The sequence below is a fragment of the Pseudomonas sp. PA1(2017) genome, from assembly GCF_001945375.1.
Lineage (GTDB): Bacteria > Pseudomonadota > Gammaproteobacteria > Pseudomonadales > Pseudomonadaceae > Aquipseudomonas.
Window position 1 is genome coordinate 1 of record NZ_MSXU01000015.1, and the last position, 21,562, is coordinate 21,562.

A 21,562-nucleotide genomic window follows, 5' to 3' on the forward strand; every position below is an offset into this window, starting at 1 on the left:
AAAACGTCGTCTGGTCTGGGTCATGAACACTCCTTGCGGCGGACATTATCCACCTTAAGTCAGTGTCCACTCAGCCCGTGACAGACCAGCCATCACATGACATTCACTTGTATTTTTTCTTCATCAATATAGTAGGATCAATATCTATCTTGCACAGCTTCACGGAGTATCCGAGGGAGCGAAGACTTTTAACGGAGTTTTTCAACGTAACTTTTGAGAAAAAAGGAAGTTGAGAAGGAATTTTTTTCTGCGTAGCAATAGCGTAAACCACTTCAAAAGCACGTGCATCAGGCATCACCTTAGGATCAGCTAAACGTAATCCTATAGGGAGCTTCGAATTCACCTTAACCCTAAACTCCTGATCTCGAATGAAAACCTCTGCAGCAACGCAGCCCTGAGCAAAAAGATGACTTAATGCACTAGAGCTCCTGTAATATTTAACATGTATGAAGTCTTTCCAGTCTTTTACTAAATCGCAGAATTCAATTTTATCGTAAGCACCACCGATTTTAATATTCTTCTTATCCATGAGGTGGTAGCTACCATCAAGAGTAGACACGTTTAGATTATATTCCCCCTCAGTATCCCATTTATATATTGGCAAGGTATGCCCATAACCAAATAGTTCAGCAGTAAGATACGTATCGACCCTAGAAACGAAGTTATTATCAATTTTATACCAAAGACCATTCCTTAAAACGTACTCCTCCCCTCCTAGAGACATTTCGGCATAAAGACATCGGTAGGCGCTCCAATGTTTGAAATCTTTATAATCGTTGTTATTTAGATGCACCGTCACACTACGCAGTGTCTCGCAATTCAGTGAGTAGCCTTTACCAGCTACGTGTTCGCAGAGGTGTTGTATTTCCAGAACTGGGTACCTAGGAGATTTGGCCCACATTTCAAAGGAATAACCAATCTGCCCTTCCCAATCAACGACCTCCGGTTCTCCAAGCCATAGGCGCGCAAAATCTTTTTTTATTAATACGTCGTCTAGCTCCAAATCAAGCACTTGACACAACTCAACATCACGCACCCTGGAAACGTTATCTACCCACTCAAACTTCTCAGGAAGCTTCTGATTATAACGAGCTAATGCCTCTTCAAGAATTTCAACAATACCTTTTAAGTCAGTAGCAACAGCAAGAACAAGGGCATCCCGCCCGGTAACCTGAGACCCAAACACCTCTACAGTAGATGCTCCAGTCACTGCATGTAATATATCCATCTCTGAATCAATGTGAAGATCAAATATGTCCACCTCTCTTGTACTTTGCGTCCTAGAGTTTAATGGATTATGATCATAACTAGCCTTATCCAAGCTCCTAAGCTTATCCGGATCCACAGAATTCAAAGTTATTCTAAGACCAAAATCTCGCTCTATATTTTCACTTTGAAGAAGGTGGAATCCAGAACCAAAAGTTAAAACGAACTTTTCGCCTACATGGGATATGACTAGTGCAGCACCAACAGTACAATTTTCACCAAAGTCCACTGCCTCCACTTCCGGCCTGCTAACAAATAGCTTAGTCCAAGAAGGGGAAGTCTTAGGTGGATCTTTTTTTATGTATAGTATCGAGGCTTCGATACCGCCAATATCGAGTGGTATAGGAGTCTTTGAGGACTCGATCTTAATGAGATGAGAGTCAAGACAATTTCCTGTCTTCGACTTATATATGGAAAGCCGCTCTTTCCTTTCCTTTTTTTTAGTAGTCATTATTCCCTCATGACCCATAGTCTTATTAGTAATAGGGAGCAAACATAAGGAGGCAAAAAGCCACTATAGAAAATCTATCCCGACTTAGTGGCTGCGTAAAGCCCAAAAAGTGGCTACATTGGCAAAAAAATATGTAACAACCTGTATTGACAGGTTTGCAGGCGGAACAGAGAGGGTTTTAGAAGGTAGGCTAGCGCAGCAGTTGTTGAAAGCTAGTTCGTAGAAAGGGCCATAACAGCGACCCCTTCTCGTAACCTTGGCTAGAATGCCAGCTCCGGCTGAATGACCAGTTCGTCGAGGTACCGAAAGGACTGAGGAGCAGATCCATTAGGGACTAATTCTTTCAACGATACAGGAACATCATAACGCCGAACAGAACGAACTTTTATCGCGTGCGCTTTTTCACGCCCGTCAAAGTAAGAGTTGAAAAACTTTTTAGTGATACCTGAGTATTTACTGGTTTCAGCCCAAATGGCCTGAGGCGAGTCAGAGAGCACTTCATCAAAATCGAACTCACCGACCACTTTACCTACAGGCATTGTTGCATAAATAACAACCGTCTTCACCGACGAGTTTTTGAATATAGATTTTCTAAATTCATAACGCTTTTTACCCGTCAGAATTTTCTCTGCATACTCTGGCTTAATCGACAATAAGACTTTCATCAACCATCCCCTTATTCGCAATGGCCTTCAATTGACCATGGGAAATCTGAAAAAATCCCCAGTACTGATTCGCTTCAAGCCCAAGCTCTTCGATCAAGCATGCGCGAGTGACTTTACGTTTAAAGGCCAGATTATACATAAATTTGAATACAAAAGGATAGTTCCCTCTGCGCCAGAACTGTTCAAGCTCTGCATTCGTAAAAACGCTATATGGCCGACAGTACCTAAAAAACTCTTCCTTAGAAGCAAAGCTATTGATATTTCGATATTCTTCAACCACACCTATGGATGTTGCTACAGAGCGATAATGAGCAGGACCTTGGTTATCGCTAGTTCGGTAGATAACAAGCAAATCCCCCTTGCGCAGGGTGTCTACCCCAGCCATCTTTGTTAGGTAGACTTTGTGAATGCTGTTAGCCGAAGATATGTCCTGAACAATATCGTTATGTTCATTACGAAGGATTGAATCGGGGAGCAGTCGAGTGTGCCACTCGGGATAAAGTGAAAGCATGAACGCTTTATTGCTCCCAAGCTTTACCAGGGGATATCCTTTATACATGTCCGAATATGGTGCATGGATGCGCTTAGCCAGTACGAGTTCTACGCCATTATCAGTTGTTTTGGTTCCAATTTGTTCAAACCCATAGCGCCAAAACAGGTCAATAAGCGCCTCATGATGGGCAAACACCGTTACATAAACTTGCTCTGTTTGCTCTCGAATTGCGTGATCGATAATTTTCTTTATAAACCGCTCACCCATTTTTGTACCATGGGGATTGACTTTCATCGTTCCGACTTTAAGTCTCCGTCCTGGTGGCAAAGGCGGATCTATATCGAGAACAGAGTCAAATTCAACTTTGAGATAAAGAAACCCTTGAACTGAACCATCGCCCTGTTCAAAAACATAAGCAGAGTCATCGGCCTTGCGGTTAAACCATTCACTAAACTCTTGATAGGCCTCTTTCAAGGAGTCAAAAAAAACGTCTTGCAGATTGACATCTCTGAATTTCTTAAGCTCAAGCTCCATTTACGAAATCTCCATCTACTTCTTAAAAAATTCAGACACCACAGTTGAGAACTCTTCATGCGTGGGACTGAATAAAATCTTGAGGGGAATATCGAGAGACCGACAGACTGACTGTGCCTGAGCGTTCTCTGCATCCATAAAGGTGCGTACATTAACAGCACTTTTCTGGGAGTCTCGTTCTGCTAACCTGGATGAAATCAGTTCAGGAGCGGCCTCAATGAGGATGACACCAGTCAGACTGAGACCATCAAACACGGACGACTTCCAGACGTATCAATTCCGAGCCAGAACTGATCAACACGAAATGCCCGTCTAGAAGCAAAGACAGGCCTTGATGATTAATACGATTGACTGCAGACCTTAATGCCAGCTGATTAGCGTCAACATTCTTAACCTTTTTATCAGCAGACCATTGAGCCAGGGATAGTTCTTGTCGGATCAGCCCGCTAGAGCTTTCATGAAGAACGCCATATTCCAAGGCATACTGCTGACAAAGATAGCTTTTCCCAACTCCATGGACACCCGCTACGAAAACGGTCATCGCTCATCCCTATGCGGTTCATTTGCTCGATGCTAATTCGCCATCACTGGAAAAGCAAAGCAAAGGCTTCTGACCGGTGACCACAATCGGGATTTTCATGAAAAGGTGTGTATCAATCAGTGACCGGTCGAGCCGAAAGCGTCGCTTTATGGGCCATTCGGGTGCAACCGGGCTAGGCTCAGATGATTACGGCTGCTCTACCCTTTTCTGAGCAGCTGTATAGGCCTCAGAGCGCTCACGCTTACCAACAGCCACAACCGTTATCACCAGCTTGTTATCGACAACCTGATAGACAAGACGGTAACCGGCAGAGCGGAGCTTGATCTTGTAGCAGTCAGTCATGCCACTGAGCTTGTCAGCCTCGATGCGGGGCGAGGTCAGACGCTCTTTGAGCTTTTTGGCAAACTGGAGACGAATGGTGGCATCGAGCTTGTCCCATTCCTTGCGGGCCTTGACGTGAAACTCAAGCTTGAAGCTAGGCACGAATACCCGCCTCTGCTTCGGCGATCAGGTCGTCGATATCTATAGAAACGGTTTCGCCACCCTGGCGAGCACGAACAACTTCGGCCAATCGCAGATCATCAAGCATTTCGAGCATGGCTTGATAGCGAGCGGGAGGTACGGCGTAGAACGCCGGTTCGTTACGATTGAGGATGACCACGGTTTCGCCATGACCCTCACGAATGGTACCCATCGGATCACGCTTGAGATCTGTAACGGAGGCGGCTACATCAGCCAACACTGGAAAGGTCATGAGAACACCTCTTGAAGCATCATAAAAAGCACCTTTAAAAGCACTCATAGCGTACGCTGAACCAGTGACTACGAGAAGCCTTTTTTCTGGAAAACACTGTAGCAATGGGGATTCGACACGCCTGGAGCCCCTGTTTTATGGCGCTATGTGGGGGAACGGAGGCGACCTCAGAAGATTCATAGTGCTGGGGTCCGGGGTTCAAGTCCCTGCGTAGCCACTAAACAAAACAAGGGTTTACCGAAAGGTAAGCCCTTTTTTGTTTATGGGGCAGACTACAAACAGACTACACCCAGACCACCGAGCCTCATGCCTGGGCACGCAGTGGCTCAATCTCGTGCTCAATCTCTTCGCCATTGGCGGCAAAAGTCGTTGCTAGCGAATAGTCGGTTTGCAGGTTCATCCAGAACTGCGCAGACGTATCGAAGTAGCGCCCAAGACGAATAGCCATATCTGCAGTCACCCCACGTCGCTCACGCACGATTTCATTCACCGTGGGAGCAGATACGTGGAGCGCACGCGCCAGTGCGGCCGGGGAAATATCCAGCGGCTCTAGAAACTCTTCGCGAAGGATTTCGCCCGGATGGATGGGGCGCATACCGTTAATTGCCATGGTGCGACCTCCTTAGTGATAGTCGACGATTTCAACGTTCGTTGGGCCGGCGTCCGACCACTCGAAACAAATGCGGAATTGATCATTGATTCTGATGCTGTACTGACCTGCCCGATTTCCGTGCAATGCCTCAAGTCGATTGCCGGGTGGAGACCGTAAGTCCCGAAGCTCAGTGGCCGCGTGCAGCATGGTTAACTTGCGGGTGGCAACATTAAAGATATTCTTCCACCGCCGCGAATCACCGGTTTCGAACAGAGCCTGGGTCTCTGGACACTTGAAGCTCAAAATCAAGCTTTAATCCTTAACGTTAAGCGTTATAGGCATATTACACCATTGCTCTGGATGTTCAAGTGAACGCGTGGCCGCTCTGCTGCAAGGGCGAGAGCCTCAGAGCCAACTCCAGGTGGTCAGGCGATAGATGCGCATAGCGCATGGTCATGGCGATCGAGGAATGCCCCAGGATACGCTGCAGGCTGAGAATATCCCCTCCCCCCATCATGTAGTGACTGGCGAAGGTGTGCCGCAGGATATGGGTTAGCTGTCCCGGCGTATGGAAGCCGCAGCGCTGATAGGCACCACGGAACGCAGCCCTGCAAGGCATGAACAAACGGCTAGACCCCGGCATTGCCACCGATAGCGCAGCTTGCTCGACTTCCTTGGGGATTGGCACCGACCGAGACTGACGATTCTTCGTCCTGTGGAAATGGGCCTTGCCACCGAACAACGCCGCACGACTCAGACTTTCGGCCTCATCCCAACGTGCACCAGTAGCCAAGCAGATCAGGGCGACGGGATAGGTGTGGTTGTTGGTGGACTTCCGGCACTCATCGAGCAGCACACCGACTTGATTGAGGGTCAGAAAAGTCAGCTCGGTCTGGTCGGTCTTGATCTGGCGGATTTTGGCCAGCGGGTTGATGCCATGTCATGCGCCGAGGCGGATCAGCTCGGAGAAAACAGCCGATAGGTAGCGCTGTTCATGATTGACGGTATGTGGAGAAACATCCTTCAGACGAGCCTGCCGGTAACGAGCCCAGGCGAGTGCATCGAACTGACAGGCTAGCGGGTTACCAAGGCGTTCAACGACAGCCAGGGTACGGGAGAGTCGGCCCTTCACGTCCATCAGGCTACTGCCGTGCAGCGAGTGCCAAAGGGTCACCAGATCGGACAGGCGATCATCAATTGGCCTGCCGGTATCCTGCAGCGAGGCGAAGTAATCCGACTCATAGCGTTGAGCAGCCGACTTGGTCAAAAAACCGTACTTTCTGATTCGACGACCAGAACGACCGTTTTCGTAGAAGTCTGCCGTCCACGTTTTGCCTTCCTTACGAGCCGTCATACCGCCCTGCCCCATCGCACATGGCGTTGGCCACGGCGTGCCTACTACGATCAATCCACCCAAGGGTTTATAACGCTAACCCCCAGGTGATCGAAGTGCCGAACATTACGCGTAGCAACAGGCGCATCGTATAACGCCGCAATGGCAGCGATCTGCGCATCGACCATATCTGCCACTCTTCCCTTCGCCTCACTGGCGGCAGCCAAACTGGCATAGCGAATCGCCGCATCGGTATCGAACGGCAGAATTCGTCCCGCAAAATCCTCATCAAACATCAGCTTCGCCAGATCGGTGAAAGCAGTCTTGCGCTTTCCATCCGGCAGTCGAGCGATGCCATAGAGGATTTCAGCCACGGTGATGGAGCTTATGTAAAGCTGCCCTGCAGGCTGCTGGTCGATCCATGACAGAACTTCTACCGCTGGCTTCGCTTTCATCAGCTCCGAAAGCACGTTGGTATCAATCAGGATCATTCGTCGAAGCTCGCAGCCCTGGCTTTAGTGTTTCGCTCAGGCACTTCAAGGTCGGCACCACCCACTGCAGAAAAACGGGCATGGATGCGACTACCTAAGCCACCTTTCTTATCTTGCTTGGTCAGCGCTTGGCGAATGATCAGTCTCGCCTCTTCTTCCATGGAGCGCCCGTGGCTGGCGGCAACGACGCGCAGCATGGCCTTGAGGTCATCATCCAGATTTCGAATCGTGATAGTTGCCATAAGGCCCTCCAAATGAAATCAATGCAGTCATTGCTATCATACGTGCATACATGTGGACATGCACACATGTTTACAGGCCAATGGCCTAGCTGCTCTGCTGCAGCGGCGACAGTCGAAGGGCCGAGGCCAAGTGATCAGGCGATAGGTGCGCATATCTCATAGTCATTGCAATGGACGAGTGCCCCCAGGATGCGCTGCAGGCTGAGAATATCCCCTCCCCCCATCATGTAATGACTGGCGAACGTGTGCCGCAGAATGTGGGTTAGCTGTCTCGGCGTATGGAAGCCGCAGCGCTGATAGGCACTACGGAAGGCAGCCCTGCAGGGCATGAACAGTCGGCCAGATCCTGGCATCGCAACCGATAGCGCAGCTTGCTCGACTTCCTTGGGGATCGGCACCGACCGGGACTTCCGGTTCTTTATCCGGTGAAAGTGCGCCTTGCCGCCGAACAGGCTAACGCGAGTCAGGCTTTCGGCTTCATCCCCACGGGCACCGGTTGCCAAGCAGATCAGAGCGACCGGATAGGCAATGGTTGTTGGAAGACTTGCGGCACTCATCGAGCAGCAGGCCGACCTGATTCAGGGGCAGAAACGTCTGGTCGGTCTTGATCTGGCGGATCTTGGCCAGCGGGTTGACGCTATGCCATGCGCCGAGGCGGATCAGCTCGGAGAAAACTGCCGCGAAATAGCACGCCTAAAAGCACTGCTTAAAACACAGATAAAAGCTCATTCAGCTCAAATAATTAGATTGAGCGGGGCGTCGTCGGCTGGCTCGTTTCAGCACTACGTGCAGATATTTAGCGGGGTCAACTATCGGCACCACTGCGTCTCACAGGGCACCCCATCGTTATTGCCGTCCATCTTCACGCCTGGGCAGTTGCGCAGAAAGAAAGTCGCTTCTTCGCAGGAGCGCATTTGCGAGCAATAGGTGCGGCCATCGCAGCGATAGCTGGCGGTGGGCTTGGGCGCAGAGCTGGGACGCGGAGAGGTTTCGCTGCTGGCGAACGTGGGGATGAAGCGTTCGAGGGAGAATGTCGGCGCCGGCTGTTCGATAACGGGGTTGCTGAGTACGGCGCCATCGGCGCCGATATTGGTGATCACCGGGCTGGCGGGAGGCTTGAGATAGAAGTGCCAGAAGGCAAAGCCCAGTGCCGCTATCACGATCAGTTTTTTCATCGCTGCATTCCATTGCCCGCAGACGGTCGCCTGCCTGATTGCGTGCAGCATAACCTGCAGTCACCGCATTGAATGAGTGCGACCAGGCGCATAACGCAAAAAGACTGATCACCCGATAAGCCTTTTCGTCGTCAATGCGTTGTATCTAGATCACCAAAAACCCCGCCACGATCAGCGCCGCCACGGTCACCACACCGAGAATAAGCAGTATCCGGCTGGTCCTGGTGTTTTCACGGCTATCGATCAGCGGCTGGGCTGGCAGTTGCAGGTAGGAAGGTATGGTGCTGAGCTTGAGGGGGCGTTGGATGCGCAGGACGTTGCCGCCCTTGGGGTCGGGCTTGGCGCTGAAGTTGTCCCATGAGGCGTTGTGCCCCTGCTGTCGGCGGCCTTCGCGCCACCACTCTCGGTCTTCCGGTCCCATGATTCGCCCTCCTGGCTGGTGTCTATCTGATCAATCAGAGCTGCATTGGCGGTTGCAAGTTCAGTGTACGCCCGTAAACCATTTCGCGTGGGTGATATATGCACCGTCAATCGGCTGATATCAGGCGGTGGCGCTGGCACGCTGGCGGGCACGGCTGCACAATCCGCTTTTCCCTGCACGCCCGACTTGCGCCGTGACTGCCCTCACCTCCCCTTACCTTCGCCGCCAGCCCTTGTGGGTATGGGGCTATTGCGTCTGGCTTCTGGCAGGCGTGCTGGGCATGCCGGTACAAGCCGAGCCGTTGGCCCAGCGCGAGCACCACCGCTGGACCATGGCCGACGATGACGGCCCCAATCAGGTCGGAGCCCTGGCGCAAACCGATGACGGCTATCTGTGGCTGGGCGCCGACAGCGGCCTGCTGCGCTTCGATGGTTTCGACTTCACGGCCTACCAGCCGAGCGACGGCCAGCCACTGGGTACGGTGGCCAGCCTGCTGGCGGTGGACGATGGCCTGTGGGTTGGCCTGCGCGCCGGTGGTGCGCGGCTGATTCAAGGGCGCACCTCGCGCAGCTTCCCACCTGGCCTGGGCCTACCCGGTGGCACGCTATATGGGCTGGCTCGCGACCGCGACGGCATGATCTGGGCGGCGGCCCATGAAGGATTGGCCCGTTTCGACGGTAAGAAATGGATGGCAATCGGTGCCGACCAGGGCTTCGATGCCCGAAGCGCGCGGGCCGTATTCGTCGACCGGGACGGGACGCTGTGGGCGGCGAGCAGCCATCGCCTGTATCAGCGCCCGGCCGGTTCCCAAGGCTTCACGGCGGTGGACGGCACGCTCGATTGGGCCAGCCAGATCGCCCAGGCGGCAGATGGCTCGATCTGGATCGCCGAGCGCTACGTCAATCGCCTGCACCGCGTGGTGCCCGGCAGCCAGCCGCACCTGCAAAGCCAGATGGTAGAAGCGCCGATCAACGGCCTGTTGTTCGACGACGCGGGCGGCCTGTGGACCAGCACACCGGGCAACGGGCTGCACCGCTACCAGAACGTGCACATACCGCTGGATCCGGCCAATGCCGAGCGGGTGACCCGCAATGAAGGCCTGAGCGCCGATTACCTCTGGCCGCTGCTGGAGGATCGCGACGGCACCGTGTGGGCCGGCAGCAATGCCGGGCTGGACCGTTTTCGGCTACGTGAGCTGAACCCCGCACCACTGCCGGCCGGCACCCTCAATGCGGCGCTGGAGGTGGCCGGCGATGGCGCGCTGTGGGCGGCCAGCGGCAACCGCGGCCTGATGCGCTTGCTCAATGGCGACCTGCGGCGTTGGCCCATCGCCGAACCAGTGACCGCCCTGCTCGCCGACCGTGCCGATGGCGTCTGGGCAGGCGGGCCTCAGGGCATCTGGCATGCGACGACGGCAGGCGTGACGCTACAGGCCGGGCTACCCAGCCAGGCGCCGCAGGACGCGTCAGTGCGGACGATGGCGCTGGCCGATGACGGTAGCCTGTGGGTGTCGATCAATCAGCTCGGGCTGTTCGTGCTGCGCGGGGATCGATGGCAGGCAATTGCCGGTGTCAGCGAGCAGCAGAGCCAGATGATGCCGGTCAGCGCCGGACGCGACGAACAGGGTCGGTTGTGGTTCGGCTACCGCGACAACCTGCTGGTCAGCCGCCAAGGCGATGCGCTGCGCCAGTGGGGCGCGGCGGATGGGCTGCAAATCGGCCACGTGACCGCTCAACTGCACCACGAAGGCGTTACCTGGGTCGGCGGCCAGCATGGCCTGGCGCGCTTCGACGGTGAGCGTTTCCAGACCCTGCAGCTGCCGGCCAATGGCCAGTTCGACAATATCTATGCGCTGTTGCCCGGCCGCGATGGCGACCTGTGGGTGCATGGCAAGGGCGGCATCCTGCAGTTGCCAGCAGCTGAAATAGCACGGGCTCTGGCTGAGCCGGGCTATCGCCTGCACTACCGCTCGGTGAGCCTGGACGGCAGCCTGGCCAATGACCCCTACCGCGTGCTGCCGCTGCCCACGGGTGTGGTCGGCGCCAATGGCAAGCTGTGGTTTTCCACCAGTGCTGGCGTGAGCCAGCTCGACCCGGCGCGCCAGCCTGCGGCCACGCCATTGCCGGCGGTGGTGATCGAGAGCGTGCAAGTCGATGGCGAGCCCCAGCCTCTGCCCGGCACCTTGCAGCTGCCGGCGGACAGCCAGCGCCTGGTCATCGACTACACGGCGCTTAACCTGCGCGCTCCACAGAGCCTGTCGTTTCGTTATCGCCTGCAGGGCTATGACCGCGACTGGATCGAGGCCGGGCGGCAGCGACGGGCCACCTATACCGGCCTGTCGGCGGGCGATTACCACTTCGAGGTGCAGGCGTTCGATCAGAGTGGTAGCGAGCCGGGCGCGCCGACGGTGCTGGCGTTCAATGTGGCGCCAGCGTTCTACCTGCGCCCGTTGTTCTACGTACCGACGAGCGCAGCCCTGTTGCTGAGCCTCTGCTGGCTGCATCGCCGTGCACTGCGCCGTGACCGTCAGCGCCTGCGCCTGCAGTTGCATGCCCAGCAGGGTGAGCGTGATCGCATCGCCCGCGAACTGCACGACACCCTGCTGCAAAGCCTGCAGGGCCTGATGCTGCGCTTCCAGGCGGCCGCCGATACGCTTGCTGCCGATCACCCCTCACGCGCCCGGCTGGAGCACGCCCTGGATCGCGCCGACGAGGTAATGCACGAAGGCCGCGAACGCGTGCAGCACCTGCGCCAGCCGGGCGCCAGCGGCCTGGGACTGTCGACCGAACTGAGCCAGTTCGTGCAGGGTCTGGACGAGCCAGACAGCGAGATCACCCTGCACGTCAGTGGCGACAAACGCCCGCTGCACGCCGCCGTGCAGGACGCCATCTACCGTATCGCCGTCGAAGCCATCGGCAATGCCCTGCGTCATGCCCGCGCGCAACGGATCACCGTCACGCTGAGCTATGGTGCACGCTGTTTGCGGCTGCGCGTCGAGGACGATGGCCAGGGCATCGCCGCCGCCTTCGCCACGGCCGAGGGCCGGCCAGAACGCTGGGGCGTGTGCGGCATGCACGAGCGTGCAGCGCAGGTAGGTGCCACCCTCACCGTGCAGCCGCGGCCCAACGCTGGCACCCGGGTGGAACTGCAGCTCGGGGCAGCACTGTCCTACGCTGACCACTCCCCACAGCCATGGCGTCGCGGGTTCGCGCGCTCCCGACCGAGAGACGATGCATGAGTCACACCCCAATTCGCCTGCTGGTGGTCGACGATCATCCGCTGCTACGCGAAGGCATCGCCGCCGTGCTCGAAGCGCACGCGGATATCGAACTGGTCGGCGAGGCCGCCGACGGCGAACAGGCCGTGGCATTGTTCGCCGAGCTGCGCCCGGACGTGACCCTGATGGATCTGCAGATGCCCGGCCTAAACGGCACCGAGGCCATTCGTGTGATTCGCGAGCAGTTCACCGATGCCTGTATCGCCGTGCTCACCACCTACAGCGGCGATGCTCGTGCCCTGCAGGCGGTGCAGGCCGGCGCCCGCGGTTACCTGCTCAAGAGCATGCTGCGCAAGGAGCTGGTCAGCGCCATCCGCAGCCTGGCGGCGGGCAAGCGCTACTTTCCGGAGCCGATCGCCAGCGAGTTGCTCGCCACCATTGCCGAGGATCGCCTCACCCCGCGCGAAACCCAGGTGCTGGAGCGCACCGCCCAGGGCCTGGGCAATGGCGATATCGCCGCGCTGCTGGCGATCTCCGAGGATACGGTCAAAGGCCACATGCGCAGCATCATGACCAAGCTCAAGGCACGCAACCGCACCCACGCGGTGAGTATCGCCCTGCAACGCGGGATCATCGACGGCTGGCAGTAGCGCCCTTCGGCCGCGGGCCAGGACGCCCGCTTAACCTTAATTAACATTACGCAACTCGCCGCCACCACCCCGCTCTTCAACAATCCCTTCTGCTCCGCGACATTCGGTCGCTCGCCGCGCTGCCAGGCGCCAGATGGGATATCGACATGAAGGCCGTCCACCAGTGCCAACAGTTGCAAGCTGCCGCCGGCAAACTCGCCGACTGGCAGGAAGCGATCGCCAAAGAGCTGATGCTGGCCAACCTGGATGCCGGCATTTCGGTCGCCGAAGTGGCCGAAGCCTGCGCCCTGTCGCGCAGCCACTTCACTCGCAAATTCAAGGAGAGCACCTGCCAGTCGCCCCATGTCTGGTTGCGCCAGCAGCGGGTGGACAAGGCCATTGAGCTGCTGCGCCATTCGCCGTTGTCACTGACGCAGATCGCCATGGAGTGCGGGTTCTTCGACCAGGCGCATTTCTGCCGGGTGTTCGCCCGCAGCCAGGGCATGACGCCGCTGGCCTTCAAGCGCCAGCATCAGGCGCAGCCGATCGAGCTGCAGCGCGTCGCCTGCTAGCTAGCCCGCGCCTAGGCCAGCGCCGGAGTGTCCCAGGAGCTGGCGAGCGCCGCCTCGCGTGCTTTCTCGCGAGCGAAGGCGCGGGTGCAGCCGAGCATGTGGTAATAGACCTGCCCGCCGTCACGACGCAAGCCAATCAGCGAAAGCCCCACCAGCCGGGCCAGTGCGGCGCAACGCGCACTGTCGCTGATCTTCAGCCCGCAAAGCGCCTGCTGCACATCGGCCACCGTGAAGTACGCATCGCAGCATGCCAGGCCCTGCAGGCAACGGCGCTCCTCGGCGCTGAGCAGCGCGTAACTCCACTCCAGCGAGGCCAGCAGGCTGGCATGCCGGGCTGGCGTGCTGCGGCGACCGAGCAGGCTCAGGTAACTGTGGTTCTCCAATTGGGCGAGGATGCCCTCCAGGCTCTGTACGTCCAGCTGCGCTGCAGCCAGTTCGATGGCCAGCGGCAGGCCGTCGAGCCGCCAGCACAGTTCGGCCACCCGCGGCACTTCGCTTTCCAGCAGGCGGAAGTCCGCCTGGCGCGCCCGCGCCCGACGCACGAACAGCTTTACCGCCGGATATCGCAGGGCGGCGGCCAGGCGCAGGTGGCTGCCCAATGGCGGCGATTCCAAAGGCGCCAGCGGTTGCACGTATTCCTCGGCGGTGCGCAGCGCCTCGCGACTGGTGGCCAGGATGCGCAGCCCAGGTGCAGCCTGCAGCAGCGCTTCGCTGAGTGCGGCGCAGGCATCGACCAGGTGTTCGCAGTTATCCATCAGCACCAGCATGTGCCGGTTGGCCAGGGTCGCCAGCAGGTGAGCCTGAGCATCGACGCCCTCGGGCACCGCGATGCCCATTTCCGACGCCAGGGTGGCGGCCAGCAGCGCCGGCTCGCCAAGCGTCGCCAGGTCCGCGAAGCGCACGCCATCGGTGAAGTGGCCGAGCTGCTGCTGGGCGACGCGCAGCGCCACGGTGGTCTTGCCCACTCCTCCGGGGCCGATCAGGGTGATGTGGCGGCGTGAGTGCAGGCGACGCGTCAGTTCGTCGATCAGCTTGTCACGGCCTTCGATACGCACCGGCCTCCCCGGCAGGCTGGGCGCCAGCGCCGTCTCGCTCGCGGCCTGGCTGACCTGCTCGACATGGGCGACGAAGCTGTAGCCTCGCTGGCGCACGTTGGTGATGTAGTCCCGCGATTGCGGGCACACGCCAAGCACCCGGCGCAGGGCGGAGATGTGCACGCGCAGGTTGATCTCTTCGACGAAGGTCTTCGGCCAGACCTGGGAGATGATCGCCTCCTTGCTGACGATCTTGCCGGCGCTTTCCACCAGCACCAGCAGGATGTCCAGGGCGCGGGCGCCGATAGGCAGCGGGCGGTCGCCGTCGAGCAGCAGGCGACGCTGGGGATGCAACTCGAAGCGGCCGAAACGCAGGACGGTATCGCTGCCAATGGGTTCGAGATCGTGCATGACCTGTTCAGCTTCCCGCCATGCCGGACGTCACCCATCGGGTCTCGGCTGCTCGGCGCTCTGCCGCTCCTGTTCTGATAAGAGAATCATTCTCTACCGTTCGTCTGCCCGCAAACATCGTCACAGGGGGACGGATTCGGCCATTGCGGTGCGCAACTCGGACAACCGACGAAACGCTCTAGCGCGGGCGTCGTGGCCCTTTGCCAGCCGATCAGCCGAACTGGTGACGGTATTGCACCGGGGTCAGGCCCAGGCGCTTGTCGAACATCTGCCGCATATGCCGAGTGCTGCCGAAGCCGCTGCGAAAGGCCACGGTCTTCAACGGCAGCTCGGTGCTTTCCAGCAGCGAGCGGGCGTGGTCGACACGGGCGTTGAGCACGAACTCCATGGGCGTCATCTGTAGCTCGCGGGTGAATACCCGGGCAAAGTTGCGCACGCTCATCGCCGCCAGTTCGGCCAGTTGCTCGACGCTGAACGGCTCCTGAATGTTTTCCAGCACGTACTGCTGCACACGGTCCAGCGGCGTGGCGCCCTGGGTGCTCGGTGGCAGCAGCGGGCTGAACTGAGCCTGGCCGCCCTGGCGCTTGATCACCACCAGCAGCACCTTGGCAACGTCCAGCGCGAGCTTCTTGCCGTGGTCGTCGGCGAGCATCGACAGCGCCAGGTCGATACCTGCCGTCACGCCGCCGGAACTGAGCAGCTTGCCGTCCTTGGTGAACAACTGATCGGTTTCCAGCTGCGCCTTGGGAAAGCGCTTGGCCAGGCGATCCAGATAATGCCAGTGGGTGGTCACGCGATGGCCGTCGAGCAGCCCCGCCTCGCCGAGGATGAAGGCCCCGGTACACACCGCGCCATGCCGGCGCGACGCTTGGGCCGCCTCACGCAACCAGCCATGCAGGTACGGATGCCGGTCGTTGTAGGCCCCCGGCCCGCCGGGCACCAGCAGGGTGTCGTAGGCTGGCGGTGCATCGATGGCCAGTTGATCGGCCTGCATGACGATGCCGTTGGAAGCACGCACGCTGAGCGACTCGGCGCCCAGGGTGACGATGCGGTAGTGGTCGCTCTCGGGCAGGTAACGGTTGGCGACCGAGAACACCTCTATGGGGCCCGCCACGTCGAGCATCAGGACGTCGGCGAAGAGCAGAATCGCCACGGTTTTGGTGGTCATGCACAATCTCGAAGCATACAAGGCCGGATGCCGCTGCCCCGTGGGAGCGACCGTCAGTTTTGTAAATCCTAGCGTCGATTATCGGAGCATGACAGCCGGCCGCACAGCCCCCGCAAGAGGTGCCGGCATGCCCCACCAAAGTGCTGGTGGCAGAGCGCCAGGCAAGGTATTCGGCTTCAGGCGGCCATGAACCTGAGGATCTGCTCGCGCAACCAGCGTTCGGCCGGGTCCTGATCCTGGGCGGCGCGCCAGACCATGGTCAGCTGCGCCGGCACGATCTCGAACGGCGGCTCTTCCATCACCAGGCCGCCGCCCTGCACCAGCGCCTCGGCGGCGTAGTCGGGAATGGTGGCGATCATGTCGGAGTTGCGCAGCAGCGCGCCCAGGCCGTTGAAATGCGGCACCGCCAGGGCGATCCTGCGGCTGCGCTGCAGGCGCGCCAGGTCCTGGTCGATGTTGCCGCACAGGTCGCCTGACATCGACACCAGCGCATGGGGGCGCGTGCAGTAATCGTCCAGGGTCAGTGGCGGCGTGCCGTCGGCGGCGCGAATCACCATGGCGCGGATGTCGCGCAGGCAACGGCATTTGGCATTGGCCGGCAGTTGGGTGGTGTAGCTGATGCCGATGGACACCTCGCCGGTGGCGAGCAACCCGGGCAGCAGCAGGAAGTTGGCATTGCGCACCACCAGCACGCATTCGGGCGCCTGTTGGCGCAGGTGGGCGAGCAACTGGGGCAGCAGGCCGCATTCGACGTCATCGGACATGCCGATGCGAAACACTGCATTGCTGTTACTTGGGTCGAAGTCACGTACCTCGCTGATCGCCTGGGAAATGCCATCCAGAGCAGCCGGCAGGCGGCGGAAAATTTCCAGCGCGCGGGGCGTGGGCTCCATCTCGCGGCCGTTGCGCACCAGCAGCGGGTCGTTGAAATAGTCACGCAAACGGGTCAGCGAGGCGCTGATCGCCGGCTGGCCGAGGTAGAGCTTTTCCGCCGTGCGCGTGAGGTTGCGCTCGTGCATCAGGCTTTCGAACACGACCAGCAGCTGCAGGTCGACTTTGCGCAGATCATTGCGGTTCACGATGGGCTCCCGGAAAGGCTGCGCCGCAGAAAGGGATGGGGCCGCGACAGGAAATTCGCCGCGGCCCGCTGAATGGGTGGACGGCTGAGGCGCCAGCCACCCTCACCTGTTACTTGCCTTCGGTGAGCGCCGAGTAGCTGGTGATCAGGTTGCGGTAGTCCGGGATGTGATCCGAGCAGATCTTCGCCAGCCCTTCCACGTCGTTGCGCCAGTCGCGGTGCAGCTCGCAGGCCACGGCGAACCAGTTCATCAGTTGCGCGCCGGCGGCGGTCATGCGCTGCCAGGCCGAGTCGCGGCTGATCTGGTTGAAGGTGCCGGAAGCGTCGGTCACCACGAACACGTCGAAGCCTTCTTCGATGGCCGCCAGGGCCGGGAACGCCACGCACACTTCGGTCACCACGCCAGCGATGATCAGTTGCTTCTTGCCGGTGGCCTTGATCGCCTTGACGAAGTCTTCGTTGTCCCAGGCGTTGATCTGGCCTGGGCGGGCGATGTACGGCGCGTCCGGGAACAGCGCTTTCAGTTCTGGAACCAGCGGGCCGTTGGGGCCGGTTTCGAAGCTGGTGGTGAGGATGGTCGGCAGCTTGAAGAACTTGGCGAGGTCGGCCAGGGCCAGCACGTTGTTCTTGAACTTGTCCGGGTCGATGTCACGCACCAGGGACAGCAGACCGGCCTGGTGGTCGACCAGCAGAACGGCGGCGTTGTCTTTGTCCAGGCGGTTGTAGGGCTTGCTCATGATGAAACTCCGGGTGGGGTGGGAAAACGGGAATCGACCGCTCGCGGCTCGGGCACGCCGAGCAGATGGCGGATGCGTACCGGAACGCCTTCGCGCTGGTACTGACGGGCGGCGGCCTCGATGCGCTGCTCGGCCACGGTGACGCGGCCGTGATGGCGCAGGTGTTCGAGCCAGGAGGCGTCGAAGAAGAATTCCTGCCAGAGGTGCGGGTTCTCGCTGTCCTGCAGCAGCCCCCAGGACAGCGCGCCGTTGCGCCGGCGCATGGCGCGCACGGCGAGCATCGCGTGGCTGAACGCCTCGGCGCTCTCCCGAGGAATGTCGTATTCGAGGGTGACCATGACCGGGCCGCGCTCGCGGTCCAGGTCAGCACTGAGTACCGGGGCCGGCCAGTGCACGGAAGGCGCCAGGTCCTCGGCATCGGTGACCGGCAGGCGGAAGCGCCAGGACAGCAGCACGCCGAGCACCAGCATCGCCCCGCCGCTGGCCAGGGCCACGCTCAGCGAGTACTCGCTGGCCAGCGAGCCCCAGACGATGCCGCCCAGGGCGCTGCAACCAAAGAACACCAGGATGTAGACGGCCAGGGCGCGGGCGCGCACCCAACTCGGCACGGAGGTTTGCGCGGCGACCTGCAGGCTCGACAGCACGGCGATCCAGGCGGCACCGCTGACCAGCATCACCGGAATCAACAGGGTGAAGTCGCGAATGAAGGCCAGGCCGAACAGCACCGCGGCATAGGCGAGACTGGCGCCGGCGACGATCAGGTCGCTGCGCAGCCGCTCACGCAGTTTGGGCAGGAACATCGCCCCACCGATGGCACCAGCACCCACGCAGCCCAGCAGGATGCCGAAGTCCGCCGCCGTACCGTGCAGCTCGCGGCGCACCAGCAGCGGCAGCAGCGACATGCCGGCACTGGCGCCAACGAAGAACGCGAAGGTGCGCGCCAGCACGGCCTGCAGCGGTTTGGCGCTGCGCGCATAACGCACGCCGAGCCGCACCGCGCCGAACAGCCGCTCGGCCGGCAGGATGCTCACCGTGGGCGTGCGCTTCCAGGCGTACAGCGCAGCGATCACCGCGAAGAACGACACGGCGTTGAGGGCGAAGGTCAGCCAGGGGCCGCTGAGGCTCACCAGCACACCCGCGATAGCCGGGCCGATGGCCCGCGCTACGTTCATGCCCAGGCTGGACAGCGCCACGGCAGCCGGCAGCTCGCTCTTGCCGACCAGCTCGGGCGTCAGCGCCGACCAGGCCGGCATCATCAGCGCTGTACCTATGCCCATGGCCAGGGTCAGCAACAGGAGCAGCGGCACGTTCATCAGGCCCAGCAGCGTCAGGCCGGCGAGCAGCACCGCCACGGTCGCCATCCACAGCTGCACGGTCAGCAGATAGCGACGCTTGTCGACGATATCGGCCAGGGCGCCGGCGGGCAGCGCCAGGAAAAACATCGGCAGCGCCGCCGCCACCTGCACCAGCGCCACGGCGAGCGGGCTGGCCGACAACGAGGTCATCAGCCAGCCGGCACCGACCTCGTGCATCCAGGTGCCGATGTTCGAGGCAATGTTGGCCAGCCACAGCCAGCGGAACACCGATGTGCGCAGTGGGCTCCAGGGGCCGGCGGTGGTTGGTTGGGTGACGCGGGTCATGGGTTATCCCGTTTAACAGCAGTCGTTGTCGGTAAAAAATGGGCACAGCGGTGCCCGAGGCGGCGGAGAGACGCCGATAAAAAAATGTGTCGTTAACTGCGCAGGCCCAAGCGGTAGCGGCAGGCGAGCCTCAATCTTCCTGTGGGAGCGGGCCATGCCCGCGATTCGCGCGCATGCCCCGCTCCCACATTTGCCATGCGGCCTGATCGCTCTCGCGCGACTTCTGAGAAGCGATCAGCACACGCCAGTCAGAACGCGAAGCACGAACACCCGAAAGCGCCCCAGAAGCCGGCGTAGTCGCTCACCGGCACCTTGCTCTGCCGCGCTCGCTCATGGCTGTGGGCGTGTACCGCGCAGGAGCCGACGCACTGGTGCACGGCGGCCTGCAGCGGCGCAGCGGGCTTCCAGTGCCCCGGTACCTTGGCTACTGGCGACCAGTCCGGAAGTACCGGCAGCGGTGGGTTGCCGTGCTTGTCGAACTCGTCGGCGCCGTAGACCACCTTGCCGCCCACCACGGTGAGCACCGATTCCAGGTACTTGATGGCTTCTTCGGACACGCTGAAATAGTCCTGGGAAAGCACCGCCACGTCGGCCAGCTGACCCACGCGGATCTGCCCCTTCTTGCCCTGCTCGTTGGAGAACCAGGCGCTGCCCTGGGTGAACAGTTGCAGCGCGACTTCCCGCGACAGCCCTTCGGGATACAACGCGGTGCCGCCCACGGTCTTACCGCTGACCAGCCAGTACAGCGAGGTCCAGGGGTTGTAGCTGGCCACGCGAGTGGCGTCGGTGCCGGCGCCGACCGGCACGCCCTCGGCGAGCATGCGTTTGATCGGCGGGGTACTTTCCGCCGCCTGCTTGCCGTAGCGGTCGACGAAGTATTCACCCTGGAACGCCATGCGGTGCTGGATGGCGATGCCACCGCCCAGCGCCCTCACCCGCTCGATGTTCTTCGGGGTGATGGTTTCGGCATGGTCGAAGAACCACAGCAGGCCATTGAACGGGATGTCGCGGTTGACCTTCTCGAACACGTCGAGCATGCGCGAGATGGATTCGTCGTAAGTGGCGTGCAGGCGGAACGGCCAGCGGTGCTCGACCAGGTGGCGCACCACCGGCTCCAGGTCGGCTTCCATGTTCGGCGGCAGGTCCGGGCGCGGCTCGAGGAAGTCCTCGAAGTCGGCGGCGGAGAATGCCAGCATCTCGCCGGCGCCGTTGTGGCGCAAGTAGTCGGTACCCTGGCCGTAGGTGACGGTCCTGGTCCACTGCTGGAAGTCAGCCAGCTCTTCCTTGGGCTTCTGGGTGAACAGGTTGTAGGCGATGCGTACGGTCAACTGATCGTTGTCGGCCAGCTCCTGGATCACCTGATAGTCGTCCGGATAGTTCTGGTAACCGCCGCCGGCATCGATGGCGCTGGTCAGGCCAAGGCGATTGAGCTCGCGCATGAACTGGCGGGTCGAGTTGACCTGGTATTCAAGGGGCAGCTTGGGCCCTTTGGACAGGGTCGAGTAGAGGATCATCGCGTTGGGGCGGGCGATCAGCATGCCGGTGGGTTCGCCATTGGCGTCGCGCTGGATTTCGCCACCGGGCGGGTTAGGCGTGTCCTTGGTGTAGCCGACCACCCGCAGGGCGGCGCGGTTGAGCAAGGCGTGGTCATAGAGGTGCAGCAGGAACACCGGGGTGTCCGGCGCCGCCTGGTTGATCTCGGCCAGGGTCGGCATGCGCTTTTCGGCGAACTGGAATTCGCTCCAGCCCCCGACCACGCGCACCCATTGCGGGGTGGGCGTGCGGTCGGCCTGGTCCTTGAGCATGCGCAGTGCATCGGCCAGCGACGGCACGCCCTCCCAGCGCAGCTCGAGGTTGTAGTTTAGGCCGCCGCGGATCAGGTGCAGGTGCGAGTCGTTGAGGCCGGGAATCGCGGTGCGCTTGTTGAGGTCGATGACCTGGGTGGCGGCGCCCTTGGTGGCCATGGCCTCGGCGTCGCTGCCGACCGTGACGAAGCGGCCATCCTTGATCGCCACGGCGCTCGCATGCGGGCGCTCGGGGTCCACGGTGTGGAATTTGCCGTTGAGCAGGATCAAGTCGGCGTCGTTCATGTTGGCTCCGAATGCATAGCCGGCACCG

General features: G+C 59.9%; 21 protein-coding genes and 2 pseudogenes. 3 read left to right on the forward strand and 20 right to left on the reverse strand.

Going from position 1 to position 21,562, the window contains the following annotated elements:
* Positions 1 to 103: 103 nt before the first annotated feature.
* The 14 genes and pseudogenes from BVH01_RS20645 to BVH01_RS20710 all read right to left on the reverse strand — a co-directional run bounded on the left by BVH01_RS20645 (position 104) and on the right by BVH01_RS20710 (position 8,958).
* Positions 104 to 1,717 (reverse strand): TIGR04141 family sporadically distributed protein, encoded by a 1,614-nt coding sequence (locus BVH01_RS20645; protein ID WP_075932131.1) that lies wholly within the window; start codon positions 1,715 to 1,717, stop codon positions 104 to 106.
* Positions 1,718 to 1,977: 260 nt separating this feature from the next.
* A complete protein-coding gene (locus BVH01_RS20650) occupies positions 1,978 to 2,382 on the reverse strand; it encodes an ASCH domain-containing protein (protein ID WP_075932132.1) in 405 nt (134 codons plus the stop codon).
* The gene (locus BVH01_RS20655) at positions 2,360 to 3,409 is read right to left on the reverse strand and encodes an N-acetyltransferase (protein ID WP_075932133.1); all 1,050 of its coding nucleotides are present in this window, start codon (positions 3,407 to 3,409) and stop codon (positions 2,360 to 2,362) included. Before BVH01_RS20655 ends, BVH01_RS20650 begins: the two co-directional genes overlap by 23 nt.
* A 247-nt stretch (positions 3,410 to 3,656) precedes the next feature.
* The gene (locus BVH01_RS20660) at positions 3,657 to 3,950 is read right to left on the reverse strand and encodes an AAA family ATPase (RefSeq protein WP_075932134.1); all 294 of its coding nucleotides are present in this window, start codon (positions 3,948 to 3,950) and stop codon (positions 3,657 to 3,659) included.
* A 186-nt stretch (positions 3,951 to 4,136) separates the two neighbouring features.
* The gene (locus BVH01_RS20665) at positions 4,137 to 4,433 is read right to left on the reverse strand and encodes a type II toxin-antitoxin system RelE/ParE family toxin (protein WP_075932135.1); all 297 of its coding nucleotides are present in this window, start codon (positions 4,431 to 4,433) and stop codon (positions 4,137 to 4,139) included.
* Positions 4,426 to 4,704: a type II toxin-antitoxin system Phd/YefM family antitoxin gene (locus BVH01_RS20670; RefSeq protein ID WP_177344624.1), complete on the reverse strand. Its 279-nt coding sequence runs from the start codon at positions 4,702 to 4,704 to the stop codon at positions 4,426 to 4,428. Before BVH01_RS20670 ends, BVH01_RS20665 begins: the two co-directional genes overlap by 8 nt.
* Positions 4,705 to 5,008: 304 nt before the next feature.
* Positions 5,009 to 5,314: a HigA family addiction module antitoxin gene (locus BVH01_RS20675; RefSeq protein WP_070881183.1), complete on the reverse strand. Its 306-nt coding sequence runs from the start codon at positions 5,312 to 5,314 to the stop codon at positions 5,009 to 5,011.
* 12 nt (positions 5,315 to 5,326) lie between these two features.
* The gene (locus BVH01_RS20680) at positions 5,327 to 5,605 is read right to left on the reverse strand and encodes a type II toxin-antitoxin system RelE/ParE family toxin (RefSeq protein ID WP_075932136.1); all 279 of its coding nucleotides are present in this window, start codon (positions 5,603 to 5,605) and stop codon (positions 5,327 to 5,329) included.
* A gap of 55 nt (positions 5,606 to 5,660) precedes the next feature.
* Positions 5,661 to 6,650 (reverse strand): annotated as a pseudogene (locus BVH01_RS20685) (tyrosine-type recombinase/integrase).
* Between the two features lie 50 nt (positions 6,651 to 6,700).
* Positions 6,701 to 7,120, reverse strand: coding sequence for a type II toxin-antitoxin system VapC family toxin (locus tag BVH01_RS20690; RefSeq protein ID WP_075932137.1), 420 nt, complete (start codon positions 7,118 to 7,120; stop codon positions 6,701 to 6,703).
* Complete coding sequence (locus tag BVH01_RS20695; protein WP_070887646.1) at positions 7,117 to 7,362, reverse strand: plasmid stabilization protein; 246 nt, start codon at positions 7,360 to 7,362, stop codon at positions 7,117 to 7,119. Before BVH01_RS20695 ends, BVH01_RS20690 begins: the two co-directional genes overlap by 4 nt.
* Positions 7,363 to 7,447: 85 nt before the next feature.
* Positions 7,448 to 8,049: pseudogene (locus BVH01_RS20700) on the reverse strand (tyrosine-type recombinase/integrase); the annotation flags it as partial.
* Positions 8,050 to 8,171: 122 nt separating this feature from the next.
* Positions 8,172 to 8,537 (reverse strand): excalibur calcium-binding domain-containing protein, encoded by a 366-nt coding sequence (locus tag BVH01_RS20705; protein WP_075932138.1) that lies wholly within the window; start codon positions 8,535 to 8,537, stop codon positions 8,172 to 8,174.
* A gap of 145 nt (positions 8,538 to 8,682) precedes the next feature.
* On the reverse strand, positions 8,683 to 8,958 hold the full coding sequence (locus tag BVH01_RS20710; protein WP_075932139.1) for a hypothetical protein: 276 nt from the start codon (positions 8,956 to 8,958) through the stop codon (positions 8,683 to 8,685).
* A 193-nt stretch (positions 8,959 to 9,151) separates the two neighbouring features.
* On the opposite strand from BVH01_RS20710, the gene BVH01_RS20715 reads away from it, so the two are divergent.
* The 3 genes from BVH01_RS20715 to BVH01_RS20725 all read left to right on the forward strand — a co-directional run bounded on the left by BVH01_RS20715 (position 9,152) and on the right by BVH01_RS20725 (position 13,376).
* The gene (locus BVH01_RS20715) at positions 9,152 to 12,196 is read left to right on the forward strand and encodes a sensor histidine kinase (protein ID WP_139317885.1); all 3,045 of its coding nucleotides are present in this window, start codon (positions 9,152 to 9,154) and stop codon (positions 12,194 to 12,196) included.
* On the forward strand, positions 12,193 to 12,825 hold the full coding sequence (locus BVH01_RS20720) for a response regulator transcription factor (protein WP_075932141.1): 633 nt from the start codon (positions 12,193 to 12,195) through the stop codon (positions 12,823 to 12,825). The genes BVH01_RS20715 and BVH01_RS20720 overlap by 4 nt, the downstream gene beginning before the upstream one ends.
* Before the next feature lie 146 nt (positions 12,826 to 12,971).
* The gene (locus BVH01_RS20725) at positions 12,972 to 13,376 is read left to right on the forward strand and encodes a helix-turn-helix domain-containing protein (RefSeq protein ID WP_075932142.1); all 405 of its coding nucleotides are present in this window, start codon (positions 12,972 to 12,974) and stop codon (positions 13,374 to 13,376) included.
* Between the two features lie 11 nt (positions 13,377 to 13,387).
* Here the strand turns inward: BVH01_RS20725 and BVH01_RS20730 are convergent, their stop codons facing one another.
* From BVH01_RS20730 to BVH01_RS20755, 6 genes are all read right to left on the reverse strand, one after another.
* Complete coding sequence (locus BVH01_RS20730) at positions 13,388 to 14,821, reverse strand: winged helix-turn-helix domain-containing protein (protein WP_075932143.1); 1,434 nt, start codon at positions 14,819 to 14,821, stop codon at positions 13,388 to 13,390.
* 211 nt (positions 14,822 to 15,032) lie between these two features.
* Positions 15,033 to 15,989, reverse strand: a complete 957-nt coding sequence (locus tag BVH01_RS20735) for a GlxA family transcriptional regulator (protein ID WP_075932144.1) — start codon at positions 15,987 to 15,989, stop codon at positions 15,033 to 15,035.
* A gap of 176 nt (positions 15,990 to 16,165) precedes the next feature.
* The gene (locus BVH01_RS20740) at positions 16,166 to 17,068 is read right to left on the reverse strand and encodes a LysR family transcriptional regulator (RefSeq protein ID WP_075932145.1); all 903 of its coding nucleotides are present in this window, start codon (positions 17,066 to 17,068) and stop codon (positions 16,166 to 16,168) included.
* A 109-nt stretch (positions 17,069 to 17,177) separates the two neighbouring features.
* A complete protein-coding gene (ycaC, locus tag BVH01_RS20745) occupies positions 17,178 to 17,804 on the reverse strand; it encodes an isochorismate family cysteine hydrolase YcaC (protein WP_075932146.1) in 627 nt (208 codons plus the stop codon).
* The gene (locus tag BVH01_RS20750) at positions 17,801 to 19,444 is read right to left on the reverse strand and encodes an MFS transporter (protein WP_075932147.1); all 1,644 of its coding nucleotides are present in this window, start codon (positions 19,442 to 19,444) and stop codon (positions 17,801 to 17,803) included. The genes ycaC and BVH01_RS20750 overlap by 4 nt, the downstream gene beginning before the upstream one ends.
* A gap of 248 nt (positions 19,445 to 19,692) precedes the next feature.
* Complete coding sequence (locus BVH01_RS20755) at positions 19,693 to 21,534, reverse strand: amidohydrolase (RefSeq protein WP_168177309.1); 1,842 nt, start codon at positions 21,532 to 21,534, stop codon at positions 19,693 to 19,695.
* Positions 21,535 to 21,562 lie beyond the last annotated feature (28 nt).

What these genes read in the sequence shown, in the direction of transcription:
- BVH01_RS20650 (WP_075932132.1), bottom strand. Translation starts at nt 2,382, where the DNA reads ATGAAAGTCTTATTGTCGATTAAGCCAGAGTATGCAGAGAAAATTCTG.
- BVH01_RS20670 (WP_177344624.1), bottom strand. Translation starts at nt 4,704, where the DNA reads ATGACCTTTCCAGTGTTGGCTGATGTAGCCGCCTCCGTTACAGATCTC.
- BVH01_RS20725 (WP_075932142.1), top strand. Translation starts at nt 12,972, where the DNA reads ATGAAGGCCGTCCACCAGTGCCAACAGTTGCAAGCTGCCGCCGGCAAA.
- BVH01_RS20730 (WP_075932143.1), bottom strand. Translation starts at nt 14,821, where the DNA reads ATGCACGATCTCGAACCCATTGGCAGCGATACCGTCCTGCGTTTCGGC.
- BVH01_RS20655 (WP_075932133.1), bottom strand. Translation starts at nt 3,409, where the DNA reads ATGGAGCTTGAGCTTAAGAAATTCAGAGATGTCAATCTGCAAGACGTT.
- BVH01_RS20660 (WP_075932134.1), bottom strand. Translation starts at nt 3,950, where the DNA reads ATGACCGTTTTCGTAGCGGGTGTCCATGGAGTTGGGAAAAGCTATCTT.
- BVH01_RS20690 (WP_075932137.1), bottom strand. Translation starts at nt 7,120, where the DNA reads ATGATCCTGATTGATACCAACGTGCTTTCGGAGCTGATGAAAGCGAAG.
- ycaC (WP_075932146.1), bottom strand. Translation starts at nt 17,804, where the DNA reads ATGAGCAAGCCCTACAACCGCCTGGACAAAGACAACGCCGCCGTTCTG.
- BVH01_RS20755 (WP_168177309.1), bottom strand. Translation starts at nt 21,534, where the DNA reads ATGAACGACGCCGACTTGATCCTGCTCAACGGCAAATTCCACACCGTG.
- BVH01_RS20710 (WP_075932139.1), bottom strand. Translation starts at nt 8,958, where the DNA reads ATGGGACCGGAAGACCGAGAGTGGTGGCGCGAAGGCCGCCGACAGCAG.
- BVH01_RS20735 (WP_075932144.1), bottom strand. Translation starts at nt 15,989, where the DNA reads ATGACCACCAAAACCGTGGCGATTCTGCTCTTCGCCGACGTCCTGATG.
- BVH01_RS20695 (WP_070887646.1), bottom strand. Translation starts at nt 7,362, where the DNA reads ATGGCAACTATCACGATTCGAAATCTGGATGATGACCTCAAGGCCATG.
- BVH01_RS20750 (WP_075932147.1), bottom strand. Translation starts at nt 19,444, where the DNA reads ATGACCCGCGTCACCCAACCAACCACCGCCGGCCCCTGGAGCCCACTG.
- BVH01_RS20645 (WP_075932131.1), bottom strand. Translation starts at nt 1,717, where the DNA reads ATGACTACTAAAAAAAAGGAAAGGAAAGAGCGGCTTTCCATATATAAG.
- BVH01_RS20675 (WP_070881183.1), bottom strand. Translation starts at nt 5,314, where the DNA reads ATGGCAATTAACGGTATGCGCCCCATCCATCCGGGCGAAATCCTTCGC.
- BVH01_RS20720 (WP_075932141.1), top strand. Translation starts at nt 12,193, where the DNA reads ATGAGTCACACCCCAATTCGCCTGCTGGTGGTCGACGATCATCCGCTG.
- BVH01_RS20705 (WP_075932138.1), bottom strand. Translation starts at nt 8,537, where the DNA reads ATGAAAAAACTGATCGTGATAGCGGCACTGGGCTTTGCCTTCTGGCAC.